We start from the raw sequence: 12423 nt of genomic DNA, 5'->3' as shown, positions 1-12423 counted from the left end.
CTTACTCCTGGCCGCTCGGCTGGCCGCCGAGTTTCTTGAGCTGCTCGGTGTTGTTCAGCACGTCGTTGAGCAGGTCCTCGAGCTTCTCGTTGCCGGCGAGCTTGTTGCGCAGGTCGGCGAGCTTGGTGCGCGCCTCCAGCAACTTGCGCAGCGGTTCGACCTGCTGCACCACCGCTTCGGGGCGGAAGTCCTCGATCGACTTGAAGTTGAGTTCGACGCCGAATTCGCCGCCGGCGTCGCTGATCTTGTTCGGCACGCGAAACACCGCGCGCGGCGCCATGCCTTCGAGCACTTCGTCGAAGTTGTCCATGTCGACGTTGACGAACTTGCGGTCCTTGATCTTGGGCTGCGGACCGTCCTGCTTGCCGCTGAAATCGCCCAGTACGCCGACCACGAACGGAATTTCCTTCTGTTCGATCGCGTCGCCCTTCTCGACGTCGTAGGTCAACTGGACCCGAGGCGGCCGGACCTTCTGCAGCCGCTTCTGAATGCTTTCCTTCTTGGCCATCACATCTTCTCCATGGCGTTATCGCCTGACCGTTACTGCATTAATTGAACGGGTTGTCGTCCTTGGGCTGCGCGGCCGGCGCGGTGGCGGGCTTCTTGCTCGGTCGCGATGCGGGCTTGGGCGCCGCACGGACCGGCTTGGCGTCTTCGCCGGCGACGAAGTCCGAGCCCATGGTGTTGCGCAGGCTCGTGACCAGATCCCTGGCTTCCTTCTGCGCGGTGCTCGACGACAGCGCGCCGTTGCCCTGCAGTCGGGCCAACGACTTGGAAGCCACACGCAATCCACTCACAGTGAGTACGCTGTCGGCGACCTTGTCGCTGGGATCGCGCTTGAGGACTTCCTCGGCGGCGACGATGGCGCGGCCGTAGTTGCCGGCATCGAACTGCAGCTGGGCGCTGCGCAGCCAGGGCTCTTTGCGGGTCGGGTCGGCCTGCGAGGCGGCGTTGAATCCGACCAGTGCCTGCTCGACGTGACCGGCGGACAACTGGGCCTCGGCGTTGCGAAGCAAGGTGGCGTAGTCGTTGCCGGCTTTTTTGGAACCGCCGCCGCTGGCGCAGGAAGCCAGGGTAGTGGCGAAGAAGATGGCGATGAGCCAACGGTTTGCTGCGGTGGGGGACACGTATTTCATGGGGCTGTACTCTCCTTGTCGGCGCTCATGTAGCAAGGTGCGGACGTCGCCCGATTCCGGTCGCTGGCGAGTCTGGTTTACACCTTCGGCCGGTATAGTAGCCTTTGTCACGGTCGTCAAGGTGATCGGGGCACTAGCATCTTGATTGTCGGAAGCACTTCACGCCGGTGGCAGGGGACGGCGTGTCGGCATTAGCCCCTGTGCAAGTCGACATGGAGCAAGACGCGATATGGACACTGTTTCCCCCACTCGGGTTCGCCCCGCCGGCTTTCGCACGCTGGCCCTGGCCTTGGTCACCGCGGCGGCCCTGCTCGGCTCCGGATGTTCCGCCCCGGGCGGCGTCAAGGAAGCGATGGGCAAGAGCATGGAGGCCTTCGGCCTCAAGAAACCGTCCGCGCCGGACCTCAATACCGAGTATTCCGTCCCACTTCGCCTGTATGCCGGCGACAACCTCAACGCCGGGACCGAGAAGAAAGCCCTGGCGCTGGTGGTGCGGATCTACCAGCTCAAGGACACCCAGCGCTTCGAGCAGGCCCCGTTCGAGGCCTTCCTCGACGAGACGCGCGAGAAAGAGGCCCTCGGCAGCGACCTGATCGAGGTCAACGAGATCCTGATGACCCCGGGCCAGCGCCACGAGGTGCAGCAGAAGCTGCCTGGCGCGGCGAGCCACCTGGGCGTGGTCGCGCTGTTCAGGAGCCCGGCCGCGAGCCGCTGGCGGTTCTCCTTCGACAGCCGCAAGGCGATCAAGGACGGCATCACCATCGGCCTGCACGCCTGCGCAATGACCGCGACCGACACCGCGGCCCTGACCACGCCGCTGTCGTCGCCGGCCAATTCGCTGTCGTCGGTCAACTGCACCAAGCCGCGCCGCTGAACCGGGCGTCCCGGCCGCGGCACGACGGCCGGCGCCTGGAAGTACGCTCGTATCAGTTGTAGTACCCTCGCCCTGTCGCCCAGGGTCACCCAATGGATAGGGGCGGCAGGCGTTAAACGAACCAATGCCCTTCGTTCCGGCGCTTTTTGCCGGGCGACGGCCCGTCCCACCACCCGTCGGTCAGGGCGGGGCCGAGGCTTGGTTCGCCCCGACGGTCGTCATCAATGGATTGCAGCGAGGCACGCGTGAGTCGGATGTCCAAGGTTTTCTGGGGTGAGGGCCTGTTCCTGCGCCCCCAGCATTTTCAGCGTCAGGATGCGTACCACGAGGGGCGTCTGCAGGACCTCTCCACGGCGCTGCATCCGTATGCCTGGGGCTTGCGCCAGGCCCGTTTCGATGTCCAGAGCCTCGCCAGCGGCACCCTGCGCGCGCTGCAGTTGTCGGCGATCTTCCCCGACGGCGAAAGCTACGCCGCGCCCGGCGACGACGAACTGCCCGAGGCGGTCAGCCTGACCGACCTGCCGGCCGGCGTGCAGTCGACCACCATCCACCTCGCCCTGCCCCTGCTCAAGGAACACGGCGGCAATTGCGCGGAAGGCGGCGGCGCAACGGCGCGCTTCACCCAGCACAATCAGCCGACCCTGGACCTGTACACCGACGCCAGCGAGGCCGAACTGGCCTACCTGCGCAAGAGCGTGCGCCTGCTCACCGACGACGAGCCGCGCGATCCCTACGTGACCGTGCCGGTCGCGCGCGTGCGACGCACCTCCACCGGCGGTTTCGAATTCGACGACACGTTCCTGGCGCCGTCGCTGAGCGTCGCCTCGTCGACGCAACTGCATGCGCAACTGCGGCGCCTGCTCGATTCGCTGCAGGCCAAGACCGACGCGCTCTACGGCCTGCACCGCGAGCCGTCGCAGCACATCATCGAATTCCGCTCCGGCGACATCGCCTCGTTCTGGCTGCTGCACACGGTCAACAGCTCGTTCGCCGCGCTCTCGCACCTGTTCCGCCATCCCGGACTGCATCCCGAACGCCTGCACCAGGAATTGCTGCGGCTGGCCGGTTCGCTGCTGACCTTCTCCAAGATCTACAGCCTGAGCGACCTGCCCCACTACGCGCATTCGCAACCCGAGGCCGGCTTCGAACGGTTGTTCGACATGATCCGCGAACTGCTCGATACGGTGATCTCGGCGCGCTACTTCCAGATCGCGCTGTCGGAGGTCAAGCCGTCGTTCCACCTGGGCCGGCTGGACTCGCAGCGCATTGACGAAAAATCGGTGTTCTACCTGGGCGTCGCCGCCGACATTCCCGGTCCCGAACTCATCCAGACCATCCCGGTGCGCTTCAAGGTCGGCGCGCCGGACGATGTCGAGAAGTGCGTGCTGTCGGCATTGCCGGGCCTCAAGCTCGCCCACGCCGCGCAGGTGCCGGCGGCGATTCCGGTACGCCCGGGCAGCTACTACTTCGCCATCGAACCGCGCGGGCCACTGTACGAACGCATGATCAAGTCGCAATCGCTGATGATCTACGTGCCGTCGGGCCTGCGTGAACTCAAGCTCGAACTCATCGCGTTGGTGCCATGAATTATCCCCAGCCCCCCATCCCGCAGGGCATGCCCTCGCTGAGCCCGAACCTGGCCGCGCCGCCGGCCGCGGGCGCGCCGGCGCGCAGCCTGCTCGATCTGATGTCCGACGGTTTCTACCTGCTGATGCTGCTCAAGCGCGGGCAGTTGCCGAGTTCGGAAACTCCGTTCGTCGAATCGATCCGGCGCTTTCTCGACACCACCGAGCGCGGCGCGGTCAAGCTCGGCATCGGTTCGGAAGACGTGTACGCGGCCAAGTACGCGTTCTGCGCCGCGCTCGACGAAGCGATGCTGTCGCAGCCGTCGGAACTGCGCGAAGAATGGGAACGCAATCCGCTGCAGCTGCGCCTGTTCGGCGAACACCTCGCTGGCGAGCACTTCTTCGATCGGCTCGAACAGTTGCGCTCGCAAGGCGCGCCGCGGCTGCCGTCGCTGGAGGTCTACTACTACTGCCTGCTGCTCGGCTTCGAAGGCAAATACCGCCTGGAAGGGCCGGAGAAGCTCGGCTACCTCACCGCGCGCCTGGGCGACGAGATCGCCTATCTCAAGGGCAAGCGCGCTCCTTTCGCGCCGCACTGGGCGCCGCCCGACCGCATCCAGCACGCCTTGCGCAAGATCACGCCGATCTGGGCGCCGGTGGCGATCGTCGGCGTCGGCGCGGTGCTGGCGTTCCTGACCTTCAGCACGCTCGCCGCGCGCCAGACCAACCGGCAACTGGCGCAATACAACAACGTGGTGCAGATGCCGGCCGACACAGCGCAACTGACGATCACCTTGCCCTGACGAACAACCTGGTGACACGGATATGGATATCCCCAAAATCGAACGCACACGCTCGCAGGGCCGGCCTTCGGGCCGGGCCCGCATGTTCCGCGCGGCCCCCGCCGTTGCGCCTTCCATCGCAGCACGGTCGATCGCGGCAACCTCGATCGCGGCTGCCTGGGTCCGGGCCGCGCGTCTTCGACACCGCTTGATGGACGGCGGCGACGCCGCGCCGGGAGTCGTGCGCCATGACTGATCCCTACAGTCCCTTCGCCCTGGGCGGCACCGTCGCATCGGCGGCCGCGCCCGAGCTCGCCCAGTTCGCGCAGACCTCGGCCCTGGCCGACGAACTGATCACGATGGCGCGCAGCGGCGGCGATACCACCGCGCTGTCGGATGAACTGATCGCGATGGCGCGCACTGCGTTGCCGGAGATCACTCGCGACATGCCGACCGTCGAGGTCGCCGCCTCGGCGATCCAGACCGAAGGCCTGCTCGGCAAGCTCGCCGCCGCCGCGCCGGTCGCGGCGATGGTGTTGCAATCGCTGCAGCGCGGCGCGAGCCACCAGGACGTCGCCAAGCAACTCGCGCCGGAGGCATTGCAGGCGATCGGGGTGCCGACCTCGTTCGCCGAGATGGCCGACCCGGGCATCGGCGCCGGCAAGGACGCGCTCGCCAGCGCAGCGGCGCCGGCAATGAACAATGCGATCGCGGCCAATGCCGAACGCTACGACGCCATGCCCGCGCCGATCGCGCGCCAGGCCGATGCGTTCGCGCGCATGCCGCAGCAGCTCGCGCGCAGCGTCGGCTCCTCGTTCAAGGGCGGCCAGCACTTGGTCGAAATCGAAACCGCCCTGCCCGGTGCGTTCCTGGTCGAACGCTTCCAGGGCCAGGAAGCGGTCTGCGACAGTTACCGCTTCGAGATCGATTGCATTTCGACCTCGGCGTTTCTCGAAACCGCCGCGCTGATCGGCGAACCGGTGGACCTGCGCCTGCAACGCGCGGACGGTTCCTACCGCCACTGGCGCGGGCTGTGCAGCCAGGCCGCGCCGCTCGGCAGCGACGGCGGGTACTCGCGCTACCGGCTGACCCTGGAGCCGTGGCTGGTGCTGCTCAAGCTGCGCCGCAACGCACTGATCTTCCAGGACAGCGACGTGCTGCAAGTGCTCGAACGCGTGTTCGCCGATTACCCGCAGGCGGCGTGGCGCTTCGACGTCACCCAGGCCTTGCCGAAGCCGGCGATCACCACCCAATACCGCGAGACCGACTACGACTTTGTCACCCGCCTGCTCGCCGATGCCGGGCTGGCCTGGCGTTTCGACCACGCCCAGGACGACAGCGAAGGCGACGCAGCGGCTTCGGAGCCGGGACAACGCGACGGCGCCGCCGGCCACACCCTGGTGATCTTCGACCGTCAGGCCGAAGTGCCCAGCGCATCGCCCGACACGCTGCGTTTCCATCGCACCTCCAGCACCGAGAGCGAAGACGCGATCGGCCATTTCAGCGAACTGCGCCAGAGCACGCCCGACGCGGTCGGCACCGCGAGCTGGCAGGCCGAGCAGGTCGAAGCGATTTCGGCCAGCGCCATCGGCGACGCGGCCGGGCCCAACCTGCCGCAGCGCGAGGTCTACAGCGTGCCGCGCAGCGGCCGTTACGCCGAGCGCGATCAGGCGCAGAAAACCGCCGAATTACGCCTGGATGCGCTGCGCCTGCCGCAACGCCTGCATGCCGGCGCCGGCAGCGGCCGCGGTGTCGACGCCGGACGCGCGTTCACCTTGAGCCAGCACGCCGACCTGTCCGGTCAGGCGTTCGTGCCGCTGCGGGTCGAGCATCTGGCCGCCAACAACCTCACCTCCAACGCCAGCGCGATCCTCGACGCCTCCGGGCTGGAACGCGGCAGTTACCGCAATCGCTTCCTGGCCGTTCCGCTCGGCACCGCGATCGTGCCGCTGGTGCGGCCCAAGCCGATCGCTCCGGGCGCGCAGACCGCGCGCGTGGTCGGCCTGCCCAGCGCGGCCAATACCGTCACCCGCGATCATCAGGTGCGCATCCAGTTCGCCTGGCAGCGCGGCCTGGCGCCGACCTACGGCGGCGCCAGCGAGGCCGGTTCCAGCGCCTATCCCGACGGCCATGCGCCGGGCAACGAAACCTCCGGCACCTGGGTGCGCGTCGCCGAATGGCTGGCCGGCCCGAACTGGGGCAGCCACGCACTGCCGCGCATCGGCGCCGAGGTGCTGGTCGAGTTCCTGCACGCCGATATCGACCAGCCGCTGATCACCGGCCAGTTGTTCAACGGCGAAGTCGCCCCGCCGTTCACCGCCGGCCAGGAATCGCCGGCCAACCACATCGGCACCCTGAGCGGCCTGCACACCCAATCGCTCGACGGCAGCGGCCGCCAGCAATGGGTGATCGACGACGCCCTCGGGCAACTGCGCCAGCGCCTGCACACCACCCTGGCCGACAGCCGGCTGGAACTGGGCTATCTGATCCAGCACAACGACGGCCAACGCGGCGCGCTGAGCGGACAAGGCTTCGACTTGGCCACGCTCGGCTGGGGCAACCTGCACGCCGCCCAGGGCGTGCTGCTGTCGAGCACCGCGCGCAGCGAGGCCCGCTCGACCCAGTTCGACATCACCGAAGCGGTGAGCCAGCTCAAGGGCGCGCAGAAAACCGCGCAGGCGCTCAACGATGCCGCCAGCCAGAACCAGGTGCCGGCATTGCAAGGCAACAAGCAGCAGACCGACTTCATCACCGCCGTCGATGCCGAGCAACGCGGCAAGTACGACGGCGACGTCGCCGGTCAACCGGCCAGCAAACCCGGCGCCAACAGCCGCCACGGCGGCGCCCCGGTCGAACGCTTCGCCGGCCCGATGCTGGTCGCCGAATCGCCCGACAGCATCGGCGCCGTCACCCCGGCCAGCGCCCTGGCCTACGCCGGCGGCCACAGCCACATCACCGTGCAGGACGACGCCCACTTCGCCGCCGGCCACACCTTCGCCGCCGTCAGCGGCGCGCACAGCGCGTTGTTCGCGCAACAAGGCCCGGTCCGCGCGATCGCCGCGCAAGGCCCGCTCAGCGTGCAAGCCCACGTCGGCACGCTCGAACTGCTGGCCGACCAGTCCGTCACCGTCACCGCGACCGACGAGCGCATCGACGTGCTGGCCAAGCAGAAGATCGTGCTTCAGGCCGGCCAGAGCCAGGTCACCCTCGAAGGCGGGAACATCACCTTCGAATGCCCGGGGAATTTCACGGTCAAGGCGGGGATGCATCCGTTCAAGGGCGGAAACGGTGGCGATCTGAACCTGTCCCTGCCCGACGGACTGGTCCGTCTCGAACCCGACCGCATGCTGGACTTCTCCGGCTGACCATACGACAAGGATGCCTTTGAATGGCTGACGAGACCCCCAAGACGCCTGCGGCGTTGAAGAAGTTCGCGTATCCGTTTCAAAAGACGGACAACAGCACCCCGGACAAGCCCAAAACCGTAGAGATCGTCGATCCGCAGGAGTATTTCGACGCCCTGTCCAAAGCGCAGGACGGTTTCTATCCGATCGGCGCCAACGGGCAGTGGCACGGCGGAGTCCACTTCGGCAAGGAAACCGGCGCGGTGCTGGCACAGGCTACCGGCGTGCGTTGCGTGGCCGACGGCGAGGTGATCGCCTACCGCATCGACGCCAAGTATCCCGACGTGCCCTACGCCAGCTGCGGCGCAGCCAAGTACTCGACCGGCTTCGTGCTGGTCAAGCACGCCCTGGCGCTGCCGCCCGCACCGAAGAAAGCCGCGACCGGCGCAACGACGACTCCACCCACCAGCGGTACCGCGGCTGCGGCCAAAACCGAAGAGCCGCGGCTGACGCTGTACAGCCTGTACATGCACTTATCGGACTGGGCCTCCTACGAGACCGACAAGAAAATCAAGCGTCCGGCCTATTGGGGCGGCGACAAGAGCCGATACGAAGTGGCGACCAAGGCGGTCGATGCCAATCCGTATCCCGACACGGTCAAGGACGCCGGCAAAGGCCTGAAGATCCGCCAGGGCAACGGCGGCAAGACCGCGCAGATCGGCTGGGCCGCGCCGGGCACGAAGTTGACGCTCGAAGCCGGCGACGGCAAGTGGCGCAAGATCGCCAGCGTCGATGGCGGCACGATTCACGCTGATCCGAAAAACGCCGCCGCCGCCGATGCGCCGCTGGGCTGGGCCTATGTCGACGAACTCGATCCGGCGGCCGCCGAACCCAAGTCCAAGGACAGCGTCGTGGTCCTCGACAAACCGGTGAAGGTCACCGCCGGCGAGTTGATCGGCTACCTGGGTCAGTATCAGCGCTACGTCGACATGAGCCCGCTGGGATCGAGCTGCACCGAGCGCCCACTGGCGCAGGTCGACCTGTTTACCGGCGACGACATCAAGGCCTTCATCGAGAAGAGCAAGGCCCGCGCCAAGGAACTCGACGCCAAGGACAAGATCCTGTTGAAAGTCGACGCAGGCGCCAAACTGGCCATGCCCGGCGAACCGGATCTGCGGATCGCCGCCACCGAAGGCGTGGTGGCGACCACCGACTCGAAGGCCAGCGGCGAGTGGATGCAGGTACGCAAAGGCAACCTGGAAATCGTCGGCAAGGACACGCTCAAGGGCTACGACGACAAGACCAACGCCTACGACAACGGCAGCGTGCTGTCGCGCATGGTCGGCGCCACCGATGCCGACGCCATTACCCCGGCGGACTACAACGCCCTGGGCAAGGCGGCCAAGAAAGCCTACGGCCGACGCGAAGTGCTGGTCCCGGCCGGTACCCCGATCTGGGTGCAGAAGTCCTTGCTGGGCGGCAATCGGTTCGTCATCAATCGCGAAATGCAGGCCTGGAGCAAATTCCCGCTGGACGCGGCGGCGGCCGCTGGCGCCGAGGCGGGCTATTTGCGCGTGGCGCCGATCGCCACGCTGAAGAAGATGGCGGCCGAAGCCGACGGCACGCGCTGGTGGCAGATCGATGTCGGCACACAGGACGGCAGCAGCCAAACCGGCTGGGCGCGCGAGAAGGACCACGCCAAGGTCACCCTATGCACGCCATGGGACTGGCCCGGGTTCGAGATCTTGCAGACCGACACCACCACGCCGGCCAGCTTCTACGCCAACCTGCGAGTCCAGCAGGCCGCGACCACCGAGGCGGACAAGGCGAAACTGCAGTCGCAGGCGGCGCAGGCCGACGGCGGCGTGATCTTCCAAAAACTCTACGGCGTGATCGACAACCTGGAGACCAAAGACGCCAAGCTGTCTCCTGAAGAACTGCGCCGGGCGCTGCGTCAGCCGTGGTTGGCGCAGGCCATCTCGCGCCTGATCACGAGTTACGAAAGCGAATGGGCCGGCCCGATGGCCAAGTGGGACGCCATCGACAGCGACATCCCAGACAACCGCAAGGAAGACTGGACGCAGGAAAAAAAGCGGATCGAAAAGCTGAACTGGTGGGACCAGCTCAAGGGCAAGAACGGGTTCCCCAGCACGACCACGCCGACCCATTTCCATCCGATCGGGCTGATTGCCAATTTCTCCCACCACGAAACCATGCCGCCATGGCTGAAAATAGCGTGGCAAGAGCACGAAAAATACAAAGGGATCCATGAAGCTTCCGAACCATTGGCTTCCGCAATCCGGGTGTATCACAACACAACCAACGCCGCGGGCTTAGGCCACGATACGTCATGGTGCGCCTCCTTCGTCAATTGGTGCATGGAACAGGCCGGCTATAAAAATTCAGACCCATACACCGCGCGCGCCTTTAACTGGAAAGCCGATAAATGGGCCGAGGGCGAGGTCAATGGAGAAGGGAAAGGCAAACCTTTTGTGGGCGCGATCGCCGTCTTTTCCTTCAGCCATGTGGCTTTCGTCATTGGCAAAGATAAAACAGGAAGAATTATGGCTCTTGGCGGAAATCAGGGCGATGGACGCTACCTGAATGTCACCAGTGCACCAGAAAGCATGGTGTTGCAGTACTTAAAGCCGAAAAGCTATCAAGTGCCCACCGCAGATGAAGACCTCCCCATTCTAGACAGCTCAGGGGCAGAGATGAATTATGAAAATACTCGCTAAATCTATCGCACTCGCCGCGCTTGGTTTTTTATTAAGCCTTTCGCCACTCGCTAGCGCAGATGAGGCATGCCTTCCCATCGGCTCTCGCCCTGAAGCTTCCATTCGGGATGCGCTGTATAACGGCCGTAAAGATCGCGACTTGAACCTTGCTGCCCTGCTCATTGAAAGCGGCGACTATCTCGACGTAAACAGTGGCTCAGCCCTTAAAGGCAACGATCTCCTGAGCAAGCCGAAAGAAGCCGAGCGCCTGTTGTTCCCAAGCAAGCCTTTTCTGGCGCATTTGAAAGAATACCTTTCGAAAACATCTGCTAAAAGCTCTGCTCCCAAAGAATTTCCTGAAAGGAAATTTTCGACGGGGAGCACCGAATATCGATACAGCATTCGGGCGACACCCAATAACGCCTGCCTGACCAATCTCGTAGTCAGCACCAGAACCATCGTGGACAAGGAATTCGGGGCCAGTGAATCCACATACATATATACGTTCGCGAGAGTGTCGGGGAAGATAAAACTCATCAAGAACAATATGGCCGGTTAGCCGCTTGCGCATGAGATGAACGCAGTAATGGAACCTGGCGCTAGCAGATGCCTTTGAAAAAAGCCTGCGTCACGGCCCGGCTCGACTAGGCCCTTTCGATCCGACAGCGCGGGTGAACCGCATCTGCGTGAGTACCACTATCGCGTCACACTGGCGGCATGCTGCTTGGCGCCAGCTTCATCGACGATTGGTGCAACTATCATCGGCCGCAAGGCGAGTTTCACTGCGAATCGGATGCATTGCCCAAACCAACCGCTGGCGCGTACCCGATTGGGCAGCAGCTTCGAGGGGCGGCCGGGCAACCCGATGATCGCGATGATCGGCGCGGCGTTGCGCCTAATCACGAAGCAAGCAAACCCGCCCCAGTCAGTGTGTCAAGACAGTAGCCGACGCGCATGAGCGTATGTGCGTACCTTTGCGATCCTTGTCGGCTATCGCGATAGGTCCCGGAAAACGCGTACGCCTCTGACCTGGCCGCAGTCCTTCAATCAACCCGCTCCCGGGCGCGGCTTCATCGATACGATGATGCTGTCCCACAACTGGATGGCCGCCTCGTCATCGAGCTTCGAACCAAGCTTCTCAGCGTTTCCCGACTGCCCTCCGGTGAACAGCTTGACAGACACTTTCGGATGCAGCTTGGAAACAGCTTTTCCATCGGTTTCCGCATAGAACCCATGCTGTCTGGAACCATCCTCATCGAACCGGCCCAGCCACTGTTCCCCCGCCCCGCCTGCGAGCTGCACTTTCCCTTTCTTCAGCGTGGTCGGTTCAGCACCCAACCCTTTCAGATTGGCTTCGCCTCGTGCAATGAGCGAAGGTTCATCGGCCGGCTGTAGAAATGTACTTGTAGCAATCTCAAATCTGATCGGGCCGCCGCCCTCGTCGGAACCGTCGAAATTGATTTCAGATTCTTCGAAGTCGCTCTCGGCCGCAATCACTACAGGCCCGAGACAGAAACCCGGCCCGGCTCGCGAAGGCTCCGAGACGGTTCGGACCTGAGCCACCAACGTCTTTAATCGCTCCTCGGCCTGCTCGAACGTGTCGCCGAACGATTTGGTCCGCAAGATTAGGTGCGCCGTCCCAATCAGCACGTGCAATTCATGCACGTGAGAATCGGTGATGTCAGGACTTGCGTAATAACGAAGCAGTATTTGCCCCTGCGACCACGGCTGCTCGGCAACGAGCATCGAGGAATTCGATTCGTAGTTCGTCTTCACCGACAAAGCCGTGGCGCGTTGCCGCACCATGCCGGCGAAGGTCGCGGAGCTCGCCTTATCGGAAATTACCGCGACATCGACAGTTTTGAAATTCTCATCCTTGCCAAAGTAGAAAGTAACGTCACTGGCGTCGGCCACCGGCAAATGCCGCTGCTTGAAGGTTTCGGGAAGATTGATGAGAAACCGACCCGCGCAGTGAGTGCGCACGTTATGGGTAACCGACACTGTG

Annotated in this window: 9 protein-coding genes; 6 read left to right on the top strand and 3 right to left on the bottom strand. The window is 64.6% G+C overall.

Going from position 1 to position 12423, the window contains the following annotated elements:
* Nucleotide 1: 1 nt before the first annotated feature.
* Nucleotides 2-508, bottom strand: coding sequence for a type VI secretion system contractile sheath small subunit (gene tssB, locus KME82_RS12915; RefSeq protein ID WP_215498871.1), 507 nt, complete (start codon nt 506-508; stop codon nt 2-4).
* A gap of 40 nt (nt 509-548) precedes the next feature.
* A complete protein-coding gene (locus KME82_RS12910; protein ID WP_215498870.1) occupies nt 549-1136 on the bottom strand; it encodes a tetratricopeptide repeat protein in 588 nt (195 codons plus the stop codon).
* A gap of 229 nt (nt 1137-1365) precedes the next feature.
* Here KME82_RS12910 and tssJ point away from each other — a divergent pair, with 229 nt between their 5' ends.
* The 6 genes from tssJ (at nt 1366) to KME82_RS12880 (ending at nt 10977) form a co-directional block, all read left to right on the top strand.
* Nucleotides 1366-2010: a type VI secretion system lipoprotein TssJ gene (gene tssJ, locus KME82_RS12905; protein WP_215498869.1), complete on the top strand. Its 645-nt coding sequence runs from the start codon at nt 1366-1368 to the stop codon at nt 2008-2010.
* A gap of 254 nt (nt 2011-2264) precedes the next feature.
* Entirely contained in the window at nt 2265-3596 is a 1332-nt protein-coding gene (gene tssK, locus KME82_RS12900; RefSeq protein WP_215498868.1) for a type VI secretion system baseplate subunit TssK, read from the top strand.
* Nucleotides 3593-4378, top strand: coding sequence for a type IVB secretion system protein IcmH/DotU (icmH, locus tag KME82_RS12895; protein WP_215498867.1), 786 nt, complete (start codon nt 3593-3595; stop codon nt 4376-4378). The genes tssK and icmH overlap by 4 nt, the downstream gene beginning before the upstream one ends.
* Nucleotides 4379-4605: 227 nt before the next feature.
* Nucleotides 4606-7722: a type VI secretion system Vgr family protein gene (locus KME82_RS12890; RefSeq protein WP_252255737.1), complete on the top strand. Its 3117-nt coding sequence runs from the start codon at nt 4606-4608 to the stop codon at nt 7720-7722.
* Nucleotides 7723-7745: 23 nt separating this feature from the next.
* Entirely contained in the window at nt 7746-10439 is a 2694-nt protein-coding gene (locus KME82_RS12885; protein ID WP_215498866.1) for a CHAP domain-containing protein, read from the top strand.
* Nucleotides 10423-10977, top strand: coding sequence for a hypothetical protein (locus tag KME82_RS12880; protein ID WP_215498865.1), 555 nt, complete (start codon nt 10423-10425; stop codon nt 10975-10977). Before KME82_RS12885 ends, KME82_RS12880 begins: the two co-directional genes overlap by 17 nt.
* 488 nt (nt 10978-11465) lie before the next feature.
* Here the strand turns inward: KME82_RS12880 and KME82_RS12875 are convergent, their stop codons facing one another.
* Entirely contained in the window at nt 11466-12419 is a 954-nt protein-coding gene (locus tag KME82_RS12875) for a T6SS immunity protein Tli4 family protein (RefSeq protein ID WP_215498864.1), read from the bottom strand.
* Nucleotides 12420-12423: the final 4 nt, after the last annotated feature.

This window comes from Lysobacter capsici (assembly GCF_018732085.1).
Classification (GTDB): Bacteria; Pseudomonadota; Gammaproteobacteria; order Xanthomonadales; family Xanthomonadaceae; genus Lysobacter; species Lysobacter capsici_A.
This window is presented reverse-complemented; position numbering and strand designations above follow the sequence as displayed.

Coding starts and splice junctions, on each gene's coding strand:
- KME82_RS12910 (WP_215498870.1), bottom strand. CDS start 1,136: ATGAAATACGTGTCCCCCACCGCAGCAAACCGTTGGCTCATCGCCATC.
- KME82_RS12890 (WP_252255737.1), top strand. CDS start 4,606: ATGACTGATCCCTACAGTCCCTTCGCCCTGGGCGGCACCGTCGCATCG.
- tssJ (WP_215498869.1), top strand. CDS start 1,366: ATGGACACTGTTTCCCCCACTCGGGTTCGCCCCGCCGGCTTTCGCACG.
- KME82_RS12885 (WP_215498866.1), top strand. CDS start 7,746: ATGGCTGACGAGACCCCCAAGACGCCTGCGGCGTTGAAGAAGTTCGCG.
- tssB (WP_215498871.1), bottom strand. CDS start 508: ATGGCCAAGAAGGAAAGCATTCAGAAGCGGCTGCAGAAGGTCCGGCCG.
- KME82_RS12880 (WP_215498865.1), top strand. CDS start 10,423: ATGAAAATACTCGCTAAATCTATCGCACTCGCCGCGCTTGGTTTTTTA.
- icmH (WP_215498867.1), top strand. CDS start 3,593: ATGAATTATCCCCAGCCCCCCATCCCGCAGGGCATGCCCTCGCTGAGC.
- tssK (WP_215498868.1), top strand. CDS start 2,265: ATGTCCAAGGTTTTCTGGGGTGAGGGCCTGTTCCTGCGCCCCCAGCAT.